Genomic DNA, 20,717 nt, shown 5'->3' with positions numbered 1-20,717 from the left:
AGGGCGGGGAAGGGTCCTGTTGCATGGTGCAGCAGATACCGCCTCCCCGTCCCTCAGGGAGTGCTTTCGGTCAGGCACGACCGGAACGAGTCGATCGCGTACCGAAGTTGACGGATTCCGGCCTACCAGCCGCGCTCGCGCCACTCGGCGAGGTGCGGCCGCTCGGCGCCGATCGTGGTGTCGTTGCCGTGCCCCGGGTAGACCCACGCCTCGTCGGGCAGCTGCTCGAAGAGCTTGTGCTGCACGTCGTCGATGAGGGTCGCGAAGGCCTTCGCGTCGCCCCCGGTGTTGCCGACGCCGCCCGGGAAGAGGCAGTCGCCGGTGAACACGTGGGGGTGCCCGTGCGGGTCGTCGTAGACCAGCGCGATCGAGCCGGGCGTGTGGCCGACCAGGTGGCGCGCCGTGAGCCCGACCCGGCCGACGCGCACGGTGTCGCCGTCCGCGACGCGCACGTCGGTCGCCACCGGGATGCCCTCGGCGTCGTCCTCGCCCGCGTACGTCCGCGCACCGGTCGCCCCTACCACGGCCTGGAGCGCGCCCCAGTGGTCGCCGTGGCGGTGGGTGGTGACGACGGACGCGATGCCGTCGTCGCCGATCAGGCTGAGCAGCGTGTCCGCCTCGGCGGCCGCGTCGATCAGGAGCTGCTCGCCGGTGGCCCGGCAGCGCAGCAGATAGGCGTTGTTGTTCATCTCGCCCACCGCAACCTTGGAAATCATCAGGTCCGCGAGTTCGTGCACGTCGGCCGGACCGCCGACCTTGACCGCTCCGCTGTACGTCATGTCGGCAATCCTAGAGCGGGGGGAGCGCGGGGAGGGGCCCGCCCGCCGTGGTGAGGGAGGCGCCCTTGTCCCCGCGGCCGGCCAGCCAGGCCAGGAGGGCGGCGGGGGTGCCCGACACGGTGACCGCCGGATCGCCCGCGGAGCCGGTGCGCCAGGTGCGCCCGCCGGCCGCGGCCAGCGCCGTGGGGGGCACCTCGGAGCGGCCGGACCACCGGTCGGCGAGGAAGGCGATCTCGCGGCCGGCGAACTCCTCCGGGAGGTCGGCGAGCTCGTAGCCGACGGCCAGGTCGACGTGGTGCAGCTCGACCTCGACGAGGCGGCGGAAGGGCACGTTGGCGGCGAGGTCGGTCACGCCGTTGCGCAGTTCGACCGTGCGCGACCAGTCCTGCTCGGGCTCCGTGGTGGCCAGGAAGGCGGCCCCGGAATGACGGAGGTCCGCCAGGTGTTCTTCCAGGGGCCGGCCGGAATCCCGCTCGATGTCCGCGTCGCGCGCGGTGGCGCTCTCGTACATCGGACGTCCCTCGAGGACGTTCACGAGGGCGTCGGCGTTACGCGCGAGATGGGCGAGGACGTGACCGCGGGTCCAGCCGGGGAGGTGTGACTCCCCGGCCAGGGCGGCGTTGTCCAGCTTGGCGACGGCGGTCAGCAGCCGTTCCGTCGCCTCACGCACAGATCGCAGGTCGTGCACATGATCAGTCATGACGGCGAGCCTAGTGGCCGCCGACCCGCGGCCGCACGATCGGGTGAAGCGGTCTCCGGAGTGCCGTAAATCGAATGCGCGTGCTATACGCTCGGAAGTCCAGCTCGACTCCATCGCAGAGGCGCCCCCCATACCCTGGACGGGGGCCCGTCCCCGCTCTCTCAAGAAAGGTGCGGACCGGCGTGACCGACCGTCTCATCGTTCGTGGCGCTCGCGAGCACAACCTCAAAAACGTCTCGCTCGACCTGCCCCGCGACTCGCTCATCGTCTTCACCGGACTCTCCGGGTCGGGCAAGTCCTCCCTGGCCTTCGACACGATCTTCGCCGAGGGCCAGCGCCGCTACGTCGAGTCGCTCTCGTCGTACGCCCGCCAGTTCCTCGGGCAGATGGACAAGCCCGACGTCGACTTCATCGAGGGCCTCTCCCCGGCCGTCTCGATCGACCAGAAGTCGACCTCGCGCAACCCGCGCTCCACCGTGGGCACCATCACCGAGGTCTACGACTACCTCCGCCTCCTCTTCGCCCGCATCGGCAAGCCGCACTGTCCCGAGTGCCGGCGGCCGATCTCGCGCCAGTCGCCGCAGGCGATCGTCGACAAGGTGCTCGCCCTTCCCGAGGGCAGCCGCTTCCAGGTGCTCTCGCCCCTGGTGCGCGAGCGCAAGGGCGAGTTCGTCGACCTCTTCGCCGACCTCCAGACCAAGGGCTACAGCCGGGCGCGGGTGGACGGGGAGACCATCCAGCTCTCCGAGCCGCCCGTGCTCAAGAAGCAGGAGAAGCACACCATCGAGGTGGTCATCGACCGCCTCACCGTCAAGGACAGCGCCAAGCGCCGGCTGACCGACTCGGTGGAAACCGCCCTCGGCCTCTCCGGCGGCATGGTCATCCTGGACTTCGTCGACCTCGCCGAGGACGACCCCGAGCGCGAGCGGATGTACTCCGAGCACCTCTACTGCCCGTACGACGACCTGTCCTTCGAGGAGCTGGAGCCCCGCTCCTTCTCCTTCAACTCGCCCTTCGGCGCCTGCCCCGAGTGCACCGGCATCGGTACGCGCATGGAGGTGGACCCGGAGCTGATCATCCCCGACGAGGACAAGTCCCTCGACGAGGGCGCGGTCTCGCCGTGGTCGCTCGGCCACACCAAGGACTACTTCCAGCGGCTGGTCGGCGCGCTCGCCACGGAGCTGGGCTTCCGCACGGACATCGCGTGGGCCGGACTCCCGCTGCGCGCGAAGAAGGCCCTGCTGTACGGACACAAGACGCAGATCGAGGTCCGCTACCGCAACCGGTACGGCCGGGAGCGGGCGTACACGACGGCCTTCGAGGGCGCCGTGCCGTTCGTCAAGCGGAGGCACTCGGAGTCGGAGAGCGACGCGAGCCGCGAGCGCTTCGAGGGCTACATGCGCGAGGTGCCCTGCCCGACCTGTGACGGCACGCGCCTCAAGCCGATCGTCCTGGCGGTCACGGTCATGGAGAAGTCCATCGCCGAGGTCGCGGCCATGTCGATCAGCGAGTGCGCGGACTTCCTCGGCCGGATGAAGCTCGACGCCCGCGACAAGAAGATCGCCGAGCGGGTCCTGAAGGAGGTCAACGAGCGGCTCCGCTTCCTCGTGGACGTCGGCCTGGACTACCTGTCGCTCAACCGCGCCGCGGGCACCCTCTCGGGCGGCGAGGCCCAGCGCATCCGGCTCGCCACGCAGATCGGCTCCGGTCTGGTCGGCGTGCTGTACGTACTGGACGAGCCCTCCATCGGCCTGCACCAGCGGGACAACCACCGGCTGATCGAGACGCTGGTGCGGCTGCGCGACATGGGCAACACGCTCATCGTCGTCGAGCACGACGAGGACACCATCAAGGTCGCCGACTGGGTCGTCGACATCGGCCCGGGCGCGGGCGAGCACGGCGGCAAGGTGGTGCACAGCGGTTCGCTGAAGGACCTGCTGAAGAACCCCGAGTCGATCACCGGGCAGTACCTGTCCGGCAAGCGGGCCATCCCGCTGCCGGACGTGCGGCGCCCCGTGGACGGGGAGCGCAGGCTGACCGTCCACGGCGCCAAGGAGAACAACCTGCGGGACATCGACGTGTCCTTCCCGCTGGGCGTGCTCACCGCGGTCACCGGCGTCTCCGGATCGGGCAAGTCGACGCTGGTCAACGACATCCTGTACACGCACCTGGCCCGCGAGCTGAACGGCGCCCGCTCGGTGCCCGGACGCCACACGCGGGTCGACGGCGACGACCTCGTCGACAAGGTCGTCCACGTCGACCAGTCGCCGATCGGCCGGACCCCGCGGTCGAACCCGGCGACGTACACCGGTGTCTTCGACCACGTGCGCAGGCTGTTCGCGGAGACGATGGAGGCGAAGGTGCGCGGCTACCTGCCGGGCCGCTTCTCCTTCAACGTCAAGGGCGGCCGGTGCGAGAACTGCTCCGGCGACGGCACGATCAAGATCGAGATGAACTTCCTCCCGGACGTCTACGTCCCCTGTGAGGTCTGCCACGGCGACCGGTACAACCGGGAGACGCTGGAGGTCCACTACAAGGGCAAGTCCATCGCGGAAGTCCTCAACATGCCGATCGAGGAGGCGCTGGGCTTCTTCGAGGCGGTGCCGACGATCGCGCGCCACCTGAAGACGCTGAACGAGGTCGGGCTCGGGTACGTCCGGCTCGGCCAGTCCGCGCCGACCCTGTCGGGCGGCGAGGCCCAGCGCGTCAAGCTGGCCTCGGAGCTGCAGAAGCGGTCGACGGGCCGGACGGTGTACGTGCTCGACGAGCCGACGACGGGCCTGCACTTCGAGGACATCTCGAAGCTGATCAAGGTGCTGTCGGGGCTGGTGGACAAGGGGAACTCGGTGATCGTCATCGAGCACAACCTCGACGTCATCAAGACCGCGGACTGGGTCATCGACATGGGCCCGGAAGGCGGCTACGGCGGCGGCGTGGTCGTGGCCGAGGGCACCCCGGAGCAGGTCGCCTCGGTGGGCGCGAGCCACACGGGCAAGTTCCTGCGGGACATCCTGGGCGCGGACCGGGTCTCCGACGCCGCGACGCCTCCGGCGAGGGCGGCGGTGAAGAAGGCCCCGGCCGGGAAGGCTCCCGCCAAGAAGGCCGCGGTGCCGGCCAAGAAGGCGGCTGCGAAGAAGGCGGCTGTGCCGGCGAAGAAGACGGCGACGCGGGCGCGCAAGGCGTAGCCGGGGCGCTGCGCCGGGCTTGAGCGGCCCGGTGCGTCTCGGGGTCGGCGCGTATCGGGGCGGGCTCGCGCTCGAACGGAGGGGCCCGGCCCGGTGGCCGGGCCCCTCCGCTGTCGCCGCCGGGGGTGGGGCGCGGGCCCTGGCCCCGGCCCTGCCCGGCGGGTTCCTGCCGGAGGGTGCCGTCCGGCCTCGGCGTCCGCCCGGGGGGTCCCGTCGAGGTCCCGTCCGGCGGCCGGGGGTGGAGCGGGGAGCCGCCGTGTGTACGCAGGGGGCAGGTGGCCCCGGCGCGCGCGCCGGCAGGGGTTGGGGCGGATGCCTTCCGGCGGGTGCCGTCCGGCCCTGCACGCTCGGGGGTGCCGTCCGGGCGCGGGCGTGGGCGGTGGGGTTAGGTGGCGATGCCCATCGGGCGGCGGAACGTCGCGGGGTCCGTCAGGGTCGCCAGCAGCGCGTGGGCCACGTCCGCGCGGGGGATGACGTGGCCGGCCGGGACGTTGCCGCCGATCACGCGGCGGTACGTGCCGGTGCCCGGCCGGTTCAGCAGCCGGGGCGGGCGGATCACCGTCCACTCGGTGGGGCTGGCCGCGAGCGCCGCCTCCATGACCGCCAGGTCCGCGTACAGGTCCCGCATGGCCCGCCGCAGGACCGGCAGGAGCACCGCCCGGGTGAAGACGCCCTCGCCCGGCACGTCCGGGCCCAACGGGGCCGCGCTGACCACCGACAGGCGGCTCACGCCCGCGCGGTCCATCGCCGCGAGCACGGCCCGTACGGCGGGCCCGGTCACCGGCGCCGCCTTGGCCTGCTTGTTGCTCCCCGCGCCGAGGGCCGACACCACCGCGTCCCGGCCGGCCAGGACCGGTACCAGCGCGTCCTCGTCCGTCAGGTCGGGCACCACGGCCACTTCCAGCCGCTCGTGCGCCTGCACCCCCAGCCGGGCCGCGTCGCGCACGACCGCCGTCACCTCGTGGCCCGCGGCCAGGGCCTGGACGACCACCTCCCGGCCGACTCCGCCCGTCGCTCCGAACACCGTGATCCTCATGCCTGGCTCCCGCCCCACTAGGGGTGGGTGAGTGTTTACTCACCCCCGTTCCCCTTAGGGTGAGCGAATGCTCACCCCGAAGTCAAGCCGCCCCACCCCCGAGCGCCTGCTCGACGCCGCCGAGACGCTGATGCGCACGAGCGGGCTCGCCAACGCCACCACCAAGGCCATCGCCCGCGAGGCCGGCTGCTCGGAGGCGGCGCTGTACAAGCACTTCGCGAACAAGGAGGAGCTGTTCGTCCGGGTGCTGATGGAGCGCACACCCAACGCCGGCCCCCTGATGGCCGCCCTGCGCGCCGGATCCGGGGAGCGGGGGGTCGAGGAGGTGCTCGCGGACATCGCCCGGCACGCCTCGCTCTTCTACGCCGACGCCATGCCCATGGCCGCCGCGCTCTTCGCCGAGCCCGCCCTGCTCACCCGCCACCGCGAAGGGGTGCGGCAGATCGGAGCCGGGCCCCACATTGTCCTGGAGGCACTCGCGGGCCGACTGCGGCGGGAGCGCGACGCGGGCGGGCTGCGGCCCGACGCCGACCCGGACGCCGCGGCCGCCCTGCTGCTCGGCGCCTGCTTCCAGCGCGCCTTCTTCCTGCACTTCTCCGGTGCGGACGTGGTCGCTCCGGTCGAGGAGTTCGCCCCCGCCGTGGCCCGGACCGTCTGGGCCGCGCTGCGCTGAGGCGTCAGAGCTCGGCCGCGTACGGCGGCTCGGCTCCCGCCCGGGTGCAGGTCAGGGCGGCGGCGTGCGCGGCGTACGCCAGGACGTCCGGCCAGTCGACCGGGTCGCCCCGGTCGCCCGGGCGGTCCGGTGAGGTCAGGGAGGCGGCCGCGCCCGGCGCCCCCGCGAGGCGGTGCAGCAGGGCCGCGCTGACGGTGTCGCCCGCCCCGATGGTGTCCGCTACGGCGACCCGGCGCCCGGGGACCGAGTGCTCGGCGCCGTCCCGCGTCCAGACGCTCAGGCCCGCCGCGCCTCTGGTCAGCACCACCGCCGACGGCCCCGCCGCCAGCCAGTCGCCGACGCCGCCGCCCAGCCAGGCCGCGTCCTCCTCCGACAGCTTGAGCACCGAGGTGTACGGCAGCAGCCGCTCCCGGAACCGCGCGCGGTACCCCGCCGGGTCCGCGATCAGCGCCGGCCTGATGTTGGGGTCCAGCAGGGTCAGCAGCCCGCGCCGCGACTCGCGGCCCAGCAGGGCCTCGTACGCGCTCGCCCCGGGCTCCAGGACCAGGGAGCAGGTCCCGAGCGCGAGGGCCCGTACGCCGTCCGGGAGGGCGGGCGGCAGCGCGAACAGCCGGTCCGCGGTGCCCTCGACGTAGAAGCCGTACGAGGCCGAGCCGTCCGGGGCCAGCGAGGGCACGGCGAGCGTGGTCGGCTCCGGCCCGCGCTGGACCAGCGAGAGGTCCACCCCGGCCGCCCGCAGCCCGGACAGCAGGCCCTCGCCGAACCCGTCGGTCGAGACCCGGGAACAGAAGGCGGTGGCGGCGCCGAGCCGCCCCAGCGCGAGCGCGGTGTTGTACGGGCCGCCGCCCGGCCTCGGCAGCAGCGCGCCCGGCGGCTGCGCCGCGGGGACCAGGTCGATGAGGGCTTCTCCGCCGACGACGATCACGCGGGGGAAGCTACCCCATCGCCGCCGGTATCGTCGGGCGGGCCGGCGCTCCGGCCGGGTCCCCGGCCGGCACCGCGCACGGCCCCCCGAACCCTCCGGCCCCGCACCACCAGGGAGAACCGCATGTCCGCGCCGCAGCCCGCCGCCCGCCGCACCGTCCTCAAGGGCGCCGCCGCGCTCGCCGGGGCAGCCGGTGCCGGGCTGACCCTCGCCGCCTGCTCGACCGCGACCAACAGCGGCGGCAACACCCCCGCGACCCCGACGGCCCCGGTGGACCTGGGCGCCGCGGCCGACGTCCCGGTGGGCGGCGCGAAGCTGTACCGGGAGCGGAAGCTGATCGTGAGCTGCCCGGCGGAGGGCCGGTACACGGCGTTCAGCGCCCAGTGCACCCACGCGGGCTGCGTCCTGGACAAGATCGTCGGGGGCGAGGGCAACTGCCCCTGCCACGGCAGCCGGTTCGACGTGGAGACCGGCGCGGTCCTGCGCGGCCCCGCCACCGAGCCGCTGCCCGCCGTGCCGGTGCGGGCGGAGAACGGCACGCTGATCGCGGGCTGACGGCGCCCCTCGGCCCGGCTCAGCCGCAGTCGGTCACGAACCGGCCTTCGAGGCCGTCCGGGCTGACGAAGACGAACCCGCTGCCGTCGCCGAAGTCCAGGGAGAACGGGTCGTCCGGGCCCGTGCCCCGGTCCGCGAAGCGGCACAGGAACTGCCAGGGGGCGTCGACGCCCCGGCGTCGGGGCCGGGGCGCGGCGTACGCGGCGGCCCCGCCGAGGAAATCCCGGGGGAGGCCGCCCTCCGGGGCCCCGGCGCGGCGAAGGCCGGGGTCCGGCCGCCGGGCTGCACGAGCACGACGGCGTCCCCGAACTCCGGCTCGCAGGGCGCGTCCCAGCCCTCCTCGGCCAGGAACGCGTACGCGAGGCGGACCTCGTCCCCCGGCACGCGGAACCGGCCGACGAACACCAGCCGTTCCCGGACACCGGACACCGGATGCGTCGGCCACACGGTTCGTCGAGCCGCACCGGCTGTCCGCCGAGCTTCGACACCGGCTCGGTGACGGGCTCCGCCGGGGCCCGGAGGACCATCGTCAGCCGCGGTAGGAAGGCCGCGTCGTGGGGGCCGCCGGCCCAGTCGGTCGGCCGGTCGGCCGGTCGCCAGACCATGACGCGGAGGCTACGGGAGCGGGCCGGGCCGCAGGCGACGGGAGCGGGCCGGGCCGCAGGAGACGCCCTAGTCCCAGTCCCACGCGATGCCGAGGATGCCCCGCCGCACGCCCTGCTCCAGCAGGTGCACCGCCCGGTGGCGGCCGCTCGGGGTCAGGTCCGCGAACCCGGTGCGCGGTGCCTGCGGGCCGCTGCGGGCGAAGCGCCGGCAGCGCACCGGCAGGGCCGCCTCGTCGAAGCGGACCTGGAGCATGTACTGCCCGCCCGCGTAGCTGAAGCCACGCACGTACTCGCCGCTGCGCGTGCCCGTGCCGTCCTCGACGCCGTACCCGAAGACGTACGTGTCCCCGCGCCGCAGCCGGGCGTCGAACAGCAGCTCGGCGACCACGACCCCGGCCGCCGGGTGGCAGCGCACGCGGCCGGTGCGGCAGTTCTCGTACGCCGTCACGCCCACCCGGGAGGCGTCGCAGCCCGGATCGCCGTGGTGGACGGCGAGGTAGCGGTCGACCCCGTCGCGGTGGGCCCGGACGATCTGCTGGGACTCCCGGGACCGCAGTTCCCCGGCGGCGCCGATGCGCACCCGCTCGTGGTGGCCGACGGAGTGCAGTCCACCGTCGGCCGGCAGCTCCATCGCCTCCAGCAGCTGCTCCACGGCCGCGCCCACCCCGACCAGGGCCCGGTACGAGCGGGAGGCCGGGCGGGCGGGCCCGGCGGCCGCCCCCGGCGTGCCGAGCAGGCGCAACAGGGCCCCCTCCGGGAGCTCCAGGATCTGCTCCAGGGCGGTGACGGCCCGCAGGGACTCCGGGTGGCGGGGCCGCCGGGCGCCCTGCTGCCAGTAGCTGAGGCTGGTGACGCCGACCTTGATGCCGCGCACCGCGAGCCGGTGCTGCACGCGGTGCAGCGGAAGGCCGCGCGCGGCGAGGGCGGCGCGCAGGGCGAGGTGGAACGGTCCGGCGCGCAGCAGGTGTCCGATATCCGCCGTGTCCCCGGCCGGCCGCATGGCGACTCCTCTGTGAACGTTCACACGCGTCGGAGCGGGGCCTGAGCCGGTGGCTCCGGGGGACCAGGTGAAGCGACGGCAACCGTTCACACCGCAGTCCCACCATTCACACTGCAATGTCACCGCGTATTGAAGCGTGTTGACCTGATCGCGACAACACCCCGATGCTCCTCCACAGCGTCCGGACGCGCTCCTCCACCCCCACATCCCCGCCTCGGGAGGAACGCGATGCGCAACAGAATGCGGTGGCCGTACCCGGCCGCCCTCCTCACCGCCCTGCTCCTCGCCCTGTCCTTCAGTACCGGCACCGCCACCGCCGTCGGCGCCGGTACGGACAGCGCGAGTGCGGCCCTCGCCACCAAGCGCCTGAACATCACCATGCAGGCGCAAGCGAAGACCAACTGGTGCTGGGCCGCCGGCGGCAACACCATCGCCACCTGGTTCGGCCGCAGCTACAGCCAGAACCAGTTCTGCAACGCCGCCTTCAACCGCCAGCAGGGCTCCGAATGCCCCAACAACCAGGCGACCCTCGGCAACGTCCAGACCGGCCTGCGCTGGGCCGGCGTCAACCCCGGCTCCTACGTGACCGGCTGGCTCCAGTACTCCACCGTCCAGACGGAGATCAACGCCAACCGCCCGATCGAGACCCGCATCCAGTGGTCCAACGGCGGCGGCCACATGCACGTCGTCTACGGCTACGACACCGCGAGCAACTGGGTCTACTGGGGCGACCCGTGGCCCTCCAGCGACCGCTACAACTGGGCCTCCCACGCCTGGTACGTGAACAACAGCACCTTCTCCTGGACCCACTCCCTCTACCGGATCGGGGCGTGAGCGCCATGACCCCGCGCGCCACAGCCGCCGCGGCGGTCCTCGCGGCCACCGCCCTCCTCGGCCTCGGCGGACAGGCCGCCGCCGCTCCCGTGCCGCAGCCCGGGGCGGTCACCGCCGAGGTCCTGGCCGCCGCCGACCGGGCGGCCACGGCCCCCGAGACCCTGGCCACCCTCTCCCGCTTCTTCGCCCGGGAGGGCAGGATCGCGGCCGCCGCCGCACGGCCCCGGGTCGAGGGCGCGGCGATCCCGGTCAGCCACCTCTCCCCGGAGTTCGTCGCGGGGAAGGCGGGGGCGCCGGTGGCCCGCCTGGAGTTCCTCGCCAGCGAGGCCGTCTCCGCCGACGGGCAGCGGGCCGCCCTGTGGACCGCCCGTACGGAGGCCGGCTGGCAGGTGGTGAACATCGCCACCGGGGACGACGAGTTCCGCTACGCGCGCCTCGGCGCCGCGAAACTCCCGGGCGGGACCGTGTTCCGGGAGCCGCAGATCGACGCCTGGTACGTCGCCGGGGGCAACAGGGTGCTGCCGCTGGACGAGGACGCGGTCCGGGCCGTGGGCGCCGGGGGCACCAGCCTCGGCGGCTACCGGGCGCGGGTCGTGCAGGCGTACGGGAACAAGCTGCCGGGCTCGGCCTATGCCGAGGGGGGCATGGCGGGGGGCTTCGACGAGACCCCGTCGCCCGCCGGGTCCGCAGGGGTTCCGGTGGAACTCGTCGCCGGAGCCGGGGCGCTCGCGCTGGGCGGTGCGGGGTCACTGGCCCTGGCGCGCTCCCGGCGGCGCACCGCCGCCTCGGCGTAGCCCCGCGCGCGGGGTCCGGCTCCCGCCCCGGGGCCGGACCCCGCCGTGTCCCGCGGCCCCGACCGTCCCGCCGGCCGCCGACGGCCCCGCCGGGTCCTGACCGGGGCCGTCGGGGCTCCGCCCCGGACCCCGACCCCGGACCCCGACCCCGGACCCCGCGCCCCGAACACCGCGCCCCGAACACCGCGCCCCGAACGCCTGCGGCCCCCGCCGGGGGGCCGGGCGTACGGACCGTTGTCGGCGGGCGCAAGTAGGGTGGGCGGCATGGCCGACCCTTCCAGCTACCGCCCCAAGCCGGGACAGATCCCCGACTCCCCGGGGGTCTACCGATTCCGCGACGAGCACCGCCGGGTGATCTACGTCGGGAAGGCCAAGAACCTGCGTCAGCGGCTGGGCAGCTACTTCCAGGACGTCGCCAACCTGCACCCCCGCACCGCCACCATGGTGACCACGGCCGCCTCCGTCGAGTGGACCGTCGTCTCCACCGAGGTCGAGGCGCTCCAGCTGGAGTACTCCTGGATCAAGGAGTACGACCCCCGGTTCAACGTCAAGTACCGCGACGACAAGAGCTACCCCTCCCTCGCCGTCACCCTCAACGAGGAGTACCCGCGGGTCCAGGTCATGCGCGGCCCCAAGAAGAAGGGCGTGCGCTACTTCGGGCCGTACGGGCACGCCTGGGCCATCCGCGAGACCGTCGACCTGATGCTGCGGGTCTTCCCCGTCCGCACCTGCTCCGCCGGGGTCTTCAAGCGCTCCGCGCAGATCGGCCGCCCCTGCCTCCTCGGCTACATCGGCAAGTGCTCCGCGCCCTGCGTCGGCCGGGTCACCCCCGAGGAGCACCGCGAACTGGCCGACGACTTCTGCGACTTCATGGCCGGCCGCACCGGCACCTACCTCTCCCGCCTCGAACGGCAGATGCACGAGGCCGCCGAGGAGATGGAGTACGAGAAGGCCGCCCGGCTGCGCGACGACATGGGCGCGCTGCGCCGCGCCATGGAGAAGAACGCCGTCGTGCTCGCCGACGCCACCGACGCCGACCTCGTCGCGGTCGCCGAGGACGAGCTCGAAGCCGCCGTGCAGATCTTCCACGTACGCGGAGGCCGGGTCCGCGGCCAGCGCGGCTGGGTCACCGACAAGGTCGAGGCCGTCGACACCGCCGGACTCGTCGAGCACGCCCTCCAGCAGCTGTACGGGGAGGAGAAGGGCGAGGCCGTGCCCAAGGAGGTGCTGGTCCCGGCGCTCCCCGAGGACACGCCGGCCCTGAGCCAGTGGCTCGCCGAGCGCCGCGGCTCGAACGTCAGCCTGCGCATCCCGCAGCGCGGAGACAAGAAGGCCCTGATGGAGACCGTCCACCGCAACGCCCAGCAGTCCCTCGCCCTCCACAAGACCAAGCGCGCCAGCGACCTCACCACCCGCTCCCGGGCCCTGGAGGAGATCGCCGAGGCCCTGGACCTGGACGGCGCCCCGCTGCGCATCGAGTGCTTCGACATCTCCCACCTGCAGGGCGACGACGTGGTGGCCTCCATGGTCGTCTTCGAGGACGGCCTGGCGCGCAAGGGCGAGTACCGCCGCTTCCAGATCAAGACGTTCGAGGGGCAGGACGACGTCCGCTCCATGCACGAGGTGGTCTCGCGCCGCTTCCGCCGCTACCTCCAGGAGAAGCTCAAGACGGGCGAGTGGTCCCCCGAGGACGCCGCCGACGCGGGCGCAGCGGCCGGGGCGGAGGACGACGGGCGGCCCAAGCGCTTCGCCTACCCGCCCCAGCTCGTCGTGGTCGACGGCGGCCAGCCGCAGGTGGCCGCCGCCAAGCGGGCCCTGGAGGAGCTCGGGATCGACGACGTCGCCGTGTGCGGCCTGGCCAAGCGGCTGGAGGAGGTCTGGCTGCCGGGCGAGGACGACCCGGTCGTGCTTCCCCGCACCAGCGAGGGCCTGTACCTGCTCCAGCGGATTCGCGACGAGGCCCACCGCTTCGCCATCCAGTACCAGCGCAACAAGCGCGGCAAGCGCTTCACGTCCGGACCGCTGGACGAGGTGCCCGGCCTCGGCGAGAGCCGCAAGCAGGCCCTGGTCAAACACTTCGGTTCGGTGAAGAAGCTGAGACAGGCGACAATCGACCAGATCTGCGAGGTCCCGGGCATAGGCCGCAAGACGGCCGAGACCGTGGCCGCGGCCCTCGCCGGAGCGGTGCCCGCCGGTCCTGCGGTCAACACGGCCACAGGAGAGATCATTGAGGATGAGACCCCCGCGCCCGCGGGAGCATCGTCCGAACGGGGGACCGAGCAATGACCGAGCACGAGACCACGCACGACCGAGACGGAGCACAGGTGAGTACGGGCACGACAGTGGAGCCCGGAGATACCGCCGAGGCGGCCATCCCCGAGCTGGTGATCATCTCCGGCATGTCCGGGGCCGGCCGCAGTACGGCGGCCAAGTGTCTGGAGGACCTCGGCTGGTTCGTCGTCGACAACCTCCCGCCGGCGCTGATCCCCACCATGGTGGAGCTCGGCGCCCGCTCCCAGGGCAACGTGGCGCGCATCGCCGTCGTCGTCGACGTCCGCGGCCGCCAGTTCTTCGACGCCCTGCGCGAGTCCCTCGCCGACCTCGACAGCAAGGGCGTCACCCGGCGCATCGTCTTCCTGGAGTCGTCCGACGACGCGCTGGTCCGCCGCTTCGAGTCGGTGCGCCGCCCGCACCCCCTCCAGGGCGACGGCCGCATCACCGACGGCATCGCCGCCGAGCGCGACCTGCTGCGCGAGCTGCGCGGCGACGCCGACCTGGTGATCGACACCTCCAGCCTGAACGTGCACGAGCTGCGCGCCAAGATGGACGCCCAGTTCGCCGGCGATGAGGAGCCCGAGCTGCGGGCGACCGTCATGTCCTTCGGCTACAAGTACGGCCTCCCCGTCGACGCCGACCTCGTCGTCGACTGCCGCTTCATCCCCAACCCGCACTGGGTGCCGGAGCTGCGCCCCTTCACCGGGCTCAACGAGGAGGTGTCGGGGTACGTCTTCAGCCAGCCCGGCGCAAAGGAGTTCCTCGACCGTTACACCGAGCTGCTCCAGCTCATCGCCACCGGCTACCGCCGCGAGGGCAAGCGGTACGTGACCATCGCGGTCGGGTGCACGGGCGGCAAGCACCGCAGCGTGGCCATGTCCGAGAAGCTCGCCGCCCGCCTCGCCTCCGAGGGAGTCGAGACCGTCGTAGTCCACCGGGACATGGGGCGCGAGTGACCCCACGGACCCCCCGGCTGAGCCGCCTGCGCCGCCTCACCCCGGGACGGGGCGAGGACGGCGCGGGCCGCTCCGGCCACCGGCGCGGCGCCGCTCCGAAGGTGGTCGCCCTCGGCGGCGGCCAGGGCCTGTCGGCCTCGCTCGCCGCTCTGCGCCGCATCACCGGTGACCTCACCGCCGTGGTCACCGTCGCCGACGACGGCGGCTCCAGCGGCCGGCTCCGGGAGGAGCTCGGCGTGCTGCCGCCCGGCGACCTGCGCAAGGCGCTGGCCGCGCTGTGCGGCGACGACGACTGGGGCCAGACCTGGGCCCGCGTCATCCAGCACCGCTTCCAGTCCGAGGGAGACCTGCACGGGCACGCCGTCGGCAACCTGCTGATCGTCGCCCTGTGGGAGCAGCTCGGCGACCCCGTCCAGGCCCTCGACCTGGTCGGCCGGCTCCTCGGGGCGCAGGGCCGGGTGCTGCCCATGTCGGCGGTGCCGCTGGAGCTCCAGGCCCTGGTCAAGGGCCACGACCCGGACCGCCCCGAGGACGTCGACACCGTACGGGGGCAGGCCACGGTGGCCCTGACCCCTGGCGAGGTGCTCTCCGTCCAGGTGGTGCCGAGCGACCCGCCGGCCGTGCCGGAGGCCGTGGCCGCGGTGCTGGACGCCGACTGGGTGGTGCTCGGGCCCGGCTCCTGGTTCTCCTCCGTGATCCCGCACCTGCTGGTGCCGGAACTGCTCGACGCGCTGGTCGAGACGAAGGCCCGGCGGGTCCTGTCGCTGAACCTCGCGCCGCAGCCCGGTGAAACAGAGGGCTTCTCTCCGCAGCGTCATTTGGAGGTTTTGGCCCGACACGCCCCTAAACTCGCCCTGGACGTGGTGCTGGCCGACGAGGCCGCCGTACCCGACCGCGAGTCCCTCTCCGATGCCGCGAAACGCTTCGGCGCCGCGGTCGAGCTGGCTCCCGTGGCCAGGCAGGACGGCTCTCCGAAGCACGATCCGGAGCTGCTGGCCGCCGCGTACGACCGTATTTTTCGGATGCATGGAAGGATCGGCCCATGGCGATGACGCCCGCGGTGAAGGACGAGATCTCTCGCCTGCCCGTGACCCGGACCTGCTGCAGGAAGGCCGAGGTCTCGGCGATTCTCCGGTTCGCGGGCGGGTTGCACCTGGTGAGCGGCCGCATCGTCATCGAGGCGGAGCTCGACACGGGCATCGCCGCGCGAAGACTGCGCAAGGACATCCTGGAGATCTTCGGCCACTCCTCGGACCTGGTCGTCATGGCCCCCGGCGGCCTGCGCCGCGGCAGCCGGTATGTGGTCCGGGTCGTGGCCGGCGGGGACCAGCTGGCCCGCCAGACGGGCCTCGTCGACGGCCGCGGACGCCCCATCCGGGGCCTTCCGCCCCAGGTGGTGTCCGGGGCCACCTGTGACGCGGAGGCGGCCTGGCGCGGCGCCTTCCTGGCCCACGGCTCGCTCACCGAGCCGGGCCGGTCCTCCTCCCTGGAGGTCACCTGCCCCGGCCCGGAGGCAGCCCTGGCCCTGGTGGGCGCCGCCCGCCGGCTCTCCATCGCCGCCAAGGCGCGCGAGGTGCGGGGCGTGGACCGGGTCGTGGTCCGCGACGGCGACGCGATCGGCGCCCTGCTCACCCGGCTCGGCGCGCACGAGTCGGTACTGGCCTGGGAGGAGCGGCGGATGCGGCGCGAGGTGCGCGCCACCGCCAACCGCCTCGCCAACTTCGACGACGCCAACCTGCGCCGCTCGGCGCGCGCCGCGGTGGCCGCCGGAGCCCGTGTGCAGCGGGCGCTGGAGATCCTCGCCGAGGAGGTCCCCGAGCACCTCGCCGCGGCCGGCCGGCTGCGCATGGAGCACAAGCAGGCCTCCCTGGAGGAGCTGGGCGCGCTCGCCGACCCGCCGCTGACCAAGGACGCGGTCGCGGGCCGGATCCGCCGGCTGCTGGCCATGGCCGACAAGCGGGCCCAGGACCTGGGGATCCCGGGCACCGAGTCGAACCTGGACCTCAGCGAGGAGATGGCCGACAACATGGCCGGCTGAACGGCCGCCGCCGCAGTCGCCGTACGCACACCGCGAGGGGCCCGCACGAGTGATCGTGGGGGCCCCTTTCGGCAGGCCCCATTGACATGTGCATGGGCTGGTCGTGAGCCTGTCGTCCGAACGCTTTCGTGGCAGACGACGCCCAGGGGGGCACATGAGGCACCGCGCGAGATCGATCCTCGCCGCAAGCGCACTCGTCTTCGCAAGCACACTGGCCGCGCTGCCCGCGGCAGCCCAGGACCGGGCCGCGACCGGCGCCCCGTCAAGCGCCGACGAGGTGCGGGTCTACGACGCCGACATCACCCGTGAGCAGGTACCGCTCGTCCTGGCCGCCGGCCAGGACGCCCACGAGCTCACCGAGCGTGCCCCGGAGACCGGGACCGCCAAGGTAGAGCTCTTCCTCACGGGCGGCCAGGCGAAGGAGCTCGCCGCGCAGGGGGTCCGGCTCGCCGAGCGCAAGGTCCCCGCCGCGGGCCTGGCCCGCGCAGAGGCAGCCGGGGACGGCGTGTTCCGGCCGTACAGCGGCAAGGGCGGCCTCCAGGAGGAGATCCTGCGGACCGCCCGGGAGCACCCCGGGCTCACCAAGGTCGTCTCCATCGGCAAGACCGTCCAGGGCAAGGACATCCTCGCCCTGAAGGTCAGCAAGAACGCCAGGAAGACCCGGGACGGCGACAAGCCGTCCGTGCTCTACATGTCCAACCAGCACGCCCGCGAGTGGATCACCCCGGAGATGACCCGCCGGCTGATGCACCACACGCTGGACACCTACGGCAAGGACCCGCGCGTCACCAAGCTGGTCGACTCCAGCGAGCTGTGGTTCCTGCTCTCGGCCAACCCCGACGGGTACGACTACACCTTCGCCGCGGACGGCGAGCGGCTGTGGCGCAAGAACCTCCGCGACAACAACGCCGACGGCAAGATCACCGCGGGCGACGGGGTCGACCTGAACCGGAACTTCGCCTACAAGTGGGGCTACGACAACGAGGGCTCCTCGCCGAACCAGGCGAGCGAGACCTACCGCGGGCCCAAGGCCTCCTCCGAGCCGGAGACCGTCGCCGTCGACCGGTTCCAGAAGCGCATCGGCTTCGAGTACGCCATCAACTACCACTCGGCCGCCGAGCTGCTGCTCTACGGCGTGGGCTGGCAGGTCGCCACCCCCACCCCCGACGACGTCGCCTACAGGACCCTCGCCGGAACGCCGGAGAACCCGGCCGTCCCCGGCTACCACCCGCAGGTGTCCTCGGAGCTCTACACCACCAACGGCGAGGCCGACGGACACGCCTCCAACACCAACGGCATCATGATGTTCACGCCGGAGATGACCACCTGCCAGACGGCCTCCGCGATCGACCCGGACGATCAGTGGAAGCCAGAGGACTGCGCCTCCGGCTTCAACTTCCCGGACGACGAGAAGCTCATCCAGGCGGAGTTCGCCAAGAACGTCCCCTTCGCCCTCTCGGTCGGCGAGAGCGCGGCGCACCCGGACCGGCCCGCCTCCACCATGGGCCTGACCGCCCCGGACTTCACCCTCGACCCCTTCGCCACCTCCTACGCCGCCCGCGGCGAGGACCAGCCGGTCGCCGTCACGGCCCGCAAGTCGCTGCGCGACAAGGAGCTCAACTTCCGCGTCAACGGCGGCCGCACGCACGACGAGGACCTCAAGGCCTGGAAGGGCGGCGACGTCTACGGCGGCGAGGACAACAACTGGTTCGACGAGTACCGCGCCGAGGTCGACGGCACCAGGCCCGGCGACAAGGTCGAGGTCTGGTTCACCGGGCGCGACCGCACCGGCCGGCTGGTCTCCAGCGAGCACTTCACGTACGCGGTGGCCGAGCGGCCGCGCGCTGACGTGCTGGTGATCGCCGAGGAGGGTGCCAAGGCCCAGCACTCCCAGACCTACGTGGACGCCCTGCGCGCCAACGGCAGGTCCGCCGCCGTCTGGGACGTCGCGACCCAGGGGGCGCCGCACCACCTCGGGACGCTCTCCCACTTCCGCACGGCCGTCCACTACACCGGGGCCAAGACGCCCGGCGGCGACACCCAGCTGGCGGTCCGCGACTTCCTCAACGAGGGCGGCAAGCTGATCGAGGCCGGCGAGCTCGCCGGCGGGAACGCCCAGGTCGGGCGCGCCGTGACCAACGACTTCAGCCAGTACTGGCTCGGCGCCTACGGCCGTACGAGCGCCTCCGGCGCCACCGGCTTCACCGGCGCGGCCTCCCTCGCCGGAGCCCGCGGAGGCCTCGGCGACGCCGCGGGCAACCCGCTGAACGCCCCCGGCTCCTACACGGTGACCTCCGAAATCCTGGCGCCCGCGCAGTTCCCGCAGTTCAAGAGCGCGCAGGCAGGCCAGTTCGCCGGGGTCGTGAACCCGTACGCCCCCTACGCCGGCACCGGGATGGCCTCGGCCCTGCACACGGACGACGACTGGAAGCGGCTGGTCCGCACGATCGACCTCACCGGCGTCTTGGCCGCGGACAAGCCGCAGCTGAAGCTCGCCCTGAACTGGAACACCGAGGAGGGCTACGACCACGCGGCCCTGGAGGCGCGCACCTCCGGCGGGGACGACTGGACGACCCTGCCGGACGCGGGCGGCCTGAGCAGCTCCGCCGTGCCCGAGGAGTGCGCGGCGGGCTTCTTCATGAACGGCCACCCGTTCCTGCGCCGCTACCTCACGCTGGACGCCGCGGGCTGCACCCCGCAGGGCGCCGGCGGCGCCTGGAACAGCTTCACCGGGTCCTCCGGCGGCTGGAAGCAGGTCTCCTTCGACCTGAGCGCGTACGCGGGCAAGAGCGTCGAGCTCTCGCTCTCCTACATCACCGACCCCGGCTCGGGCGGCCGCGGCGTCTTCGCGGACGAGGCCCGCCTGTCCGTCGGCGGCGTGGACCGCGCCGTCGAGGGCTTCGAGACCTCGCTCGGCGTCTGGGCGGCCCAGGGGGCACCTGCCGGAAGCCCCGACGTTCCGGGCGATTGGTCCCGGTCCGGAGAGCTGTTCAGGTCCTACGCGGCGGTGACTACGCGTGACACGGTTCTCCTCGGCTTCGGCCTGGAACACCTGCCGGCCGCGGCGGACCGCGCCGTACTCGTCGGTAAGGCGCTACGCACACTGAAGCACTGACAGGCAACCCCGTCCCACCCTCACTCTGAGTGACGGATCCAAGGGTCCGGGGGTCCCGTGCCGGAACGGCTGGTACGGGGCCCCCGCGGGGCCTCTCCCGGGAAGGAGGGGGAGTATCAGGCCCACGCCGATGTCACTCAAAAGCTCACGGAGAGGTAGGGTCGTAAGCGGTCGGGGACATCCCATACAGCTCGCCGGCGGACTTTACCGGCGCACCAACGAGGAGATCGGTTCGTGACGATCCGCGTAGGCATCAACGGTTTTGGCCGAATTGGCCGCAACTACTTCCGTGCGCTCCTGGAGCAGGGAGCGGACATCGAGATCGTCGGTGTCAACGACCTGACGGACAACGCCACCCTGGTGCACCTGCTCAAGTACGACACCATTCTGGGCCGCCTCAAGGCCGAGGTCTCCCACACCGCAGACACCATCACGGTCGATGGCAACACCTTCAAGACCTTCGCCGAGCGCGACCCCGCGAACCTCCCCTGGGGCGAGCTGGGCGCCGACATCGTCATCGAGTCGACCGGCATCTTCACCAAGAAGGCCGACGCCGCCAAGCACATCGCCGCGGGCGCGAAGAAGGTCCTCATCTCGGCTCCGGCCAAGGACGAGGACATCACGATCGTGATGGGCGTCAACCAGGACAAGTACGACGCGGCCAACCACCACGTCATCTCCAACGCCTCCTGCACCACCAACTGCGTGGCGCCGATGGCCAAGGTCCTCCTGGAGAACTTCGGCATCGTCAAGGGCATGATGACGACGGTCCACGCGTACACGAACGACCAGCGCATCCTGGACTTCCCGCACTCGGACCTGCGCCGCGCCCGCGCCGCCGCCGAGAACATCATCCCGACCACCACCGGTGCCGCCAAGGCCACCGCCCTGGTGATCCCGGAGCTCGCCGGCAAGCTCGACGGCATCGCGATGCGCGTTCCGGTCCCGACCGGTTCCGTGACCGACCTCGTCATCGAGCTGGAGCGCGAGGTCACCCGGGACGAGGTGAACGCGTCGTTCCAGAAGGCGGCCGAGGGCCAGCTCAAGGGCATCCTCGACTACACCGAGGACGCGATCGTCTCCTCCGACATCGTGAACTGGCCGGCGTCCTGCACCTTCGACTCCTCCCTGACCATGGTCCAGGGCAAGAGCGTCAAGGTCATCGGCTGGTACGACAACGAGTGGGGCTACTCCAACCGTCTCGTGGACCTTACGGTCTTCGTCGGTGGCCAGCTCTAAGGTCGCCCC

The 20,717-nt window shown here is 72.8% G+C and carries 16 protein-coding genes; 11 read left to right on the top strand and 5 right to left on the bottom strand.

Annotated features, from left to right (window positions below; genetic code table 11):
• Positions 1-122: 122 nt before the first annotated feature.
• Positions 123-779 carry an MBL fold metallo-hydrolase gene (locus ACFWTC_RS02525; RefSeq protein ID WP_383915180.1) on the bottom strand — a complete coding sequence of 219 codons (657 nt, stop codon included), beginning with the start codon at positions 777-779 and terminating at the stop codon, positions 123-125.
• 10 nt (positions 780-789) lie between these two features.
• On the bottom strand, positions 790-1,479 hold the full coding sequence (locus tag ACFWTC_RS02520; RefSeq protein WP_383915179.1) for a maleylpyruvate isomerase family mycothiol-dependent enzyme: 690 nt from the start codon (positions 1,477-1,479) through the stop codon (positions 790-792).
• A gap of 182 nt (positions 1,480-1,661) precedes the next feature.
• On the opposite strand from ACFWTC_RS02520, the gene uvrA reads away from it, so the two are divergent.
• Positions 1,662-4,664: an excinuclease ABC subunit UvrA gene (uvrA, locus tag ACFWTC_RS02515; RefSeq protein WP_383915178.1), complete on the top strand. Its 3,003-nt coding sequence runs from the start codon at positions 1,662-1,664 to the stop codon at positions 4,662-4,664.
• A gap of 385 nt (positions 4,665-5,049) precedes the next feature.
• On the opposite strand, the gene ACFWTC_RS02510 is transcribed toward uvrA, so the two are convergent.
• Positions 5,050-5,700 (bottom strand): NAD(P)-dependent oxidoreductase, encoded by a 651-nt coding sequence (locus tag ACFWTC_RS02510; protein WP_383915177.1) that lies wholly within the window; start codon positions 5,698-5,700, stop codon positions 5,050-5,052.
• 67 nt (positions 5,701-5,767) lie between these two features.
• On the opposite strand from ACFWTC_RS02510, the gene ACFWTC_RS02505 reads away from it, so the two are divergent.
• Complete coding sequence (locus tag ACFWTC_RS02505) at positions 5,768-6,373, top strand: TetR/AcrR family transcriptional regulator (protein WP_383915176.1); 606 nt, start codon at positions 5,768-5,770, stop codon at positions 6,371-6,373.
• A 4-nt stretch (positions 6,374-6,377) separates the two neighbouring features.
• Here the strand turns inward: ACFWTC_RS02505 and ACFWTC_RS02500 are convergent, their stop codons facing one another.
• A complete protein-coding gene (locus ACFWTC_RS02500; RefSeq protein ID WP_384025339.1) occupies positions 6,378-7,298 on the bottom strand; it encodes a carbohydrate kinase in 921 nt (306 codons plus the stop codon).
• A gap of 123 nt (positions 7,299-7,421) precedes the next feature.
• Between ACFWTC_RS02500 and ACFWTC_RS02495 the strand changes: the two genes are divergently transcribed.
• Positions 7,422-7,853 carry a Rieske (2Fe-2S) protein gene (locus ACFWTC_RS02495; RefSeq protein ID WP_383915174.1) on the top strand — a complete coding sequence of 144 codons (432 nt, stop codon included), beginning with the start codon at positions 7,422-7,424 and terminating at the stop codon, positions 7,851-7,853.
• Positions 7,854-8,525: 672 nt separating this feature from the next.
• Here the strand turns inward: ACFWTC_RS02495 and ACFWTC_RS02490 are convergent.
• Positions 8,526-9,458, bottom strand: coding sequence for a hypothetical protein (locus ACFWTC_RS02490; protein ID WP_383915172.1), 933 nt, complete (start codon positions 9,456-9,458; stop codon positions 8,526-8,528).
• 228 nt (positions 9,459-9,686) lie between these two features.
• Between ACFWTC_RS02490 and ACFWTC_RS02485 the strand changes: the two genes are divergently transcribed.
• From ACFWTC_RS02485 to gap, 8 genes are all read left to right on the top strand, one after another.
• Positions 9,687-10,292 carry a papain-like cysteine protease family protein gene (locus ACFWTC_RS02485; protein ID WP_383915171.1) on the top strand — a complete coding sequence of 202 codons (606 nt, stop codon included), beginning with the start codon at positions 9,687-9,689 and terminating at the stop codon, positions 10,290-10,292.
• Positions 10,293-10,297: 5 nt separating this feature from the next.
• Positions 10,298-11,086: a hypothetical protein gene (locus ACFWTC_RS02480; protein ID WP_384025769.1), complete on the top strand. Its 789-nt coding sequence runs from the start codon at positions 10,298-10,300 to the stop codon at positions 11,084-11,086.
• Between the two features lie 264 nt (positions 11,087-11,350).
• Positions 11,351-13,372 carry an excinuclease ABC subunit UvrC gene (gene uvrC, locus ACFWTC_RS02475; RefSeq protein WP_383915170.1) on the top strand — a complete coding sequence of 674 codons (2,022 nt, stop codon included), beginning with the start codon at positions 11,351-11,353 and terminating at the stop codon, positions 13,370-13,372.
• Positions 13,369-14,316, top strand: a complete 948-nt coding sequence (gene rapZ / locus ACFWTC_RS02470; RefSeq protein WP_267722314.1) for an RNase adapter RapZ — start codon at positions 13,369-13,371, stop codon at positions 14,314-14,316. The genes uvrC and rapZ overlap by 4 nt, the downstream gene beginning before the upstream one ends.
• Complete coding sequence (gene yvcK, locus ACFWTC_RS02465; protein WP_383915169.1) at positions 14,313-15,368, top strand: uridine diphosphate-N-acetylglucosamine-binding protein YvcK; 1,056 nt, start codon at positions 14,313-14,315, stop codon at positions 15,366-15,368. Before rapZ ends, yvcK begins: the two co-directional genes overlap by 4 nt.
• On the top strand, positions 15,359-16,354 hold the full coding sequence (gene whiA / locus ACFWTC_RS02460) for a DNA-binding protein WhiA (RefSeq protein WP_267722317.1): 996 nt from the start codon (positions 15,359-15,361) through the stop codon (positions 16,352-16,354). The genes yvcK and whiA overlap by 10 nt, the downstream gene beginning before the upstream one ends.
• Before the next feature lie 154 nt (positions 16,355-16,508).
• The gene (locus tag ACFWTC_RS02455) at positions 16,509-19,469 is read left to right on the top strand and encodes a M14 family zinc carboxypeptidase (protein WP_384025336.1); all 2,961 of its coding nucleotides are present in this window, start codon (positions 16,509-16,511) and stop codon (positions 19,467-19,469) included.
• Positions 19,470-19,703: 234 nt separating this feature from the next.
• Positions 19,704-20,708 (top strand): type I glyceraldehyde-3-phosphate dehydrogenase, encoded by a 1,005-nt coding sequence (gene gap, locus ACFWTC_RS02450; protein WP_384025333.1) that lies wholly within the window; start codon positions 19,704-19,706, stop codon positions 20,706-20,708.
• Positions 20,709-20,717 lie beyond the last annotated feature (9 nt).

The organism is Streptomyces sp. NPDC058619, assembly GCF_042717785.1.
Taxonomy (GTDB): domain Bacteria; phylum Actinomycetota; class Actinomycetes; order Streptomycetales; family Streptomycetaceae; genus Streptomyces.
This window is presented reverse-complemented; position numbering and strand designations above follow the sequence as displayed.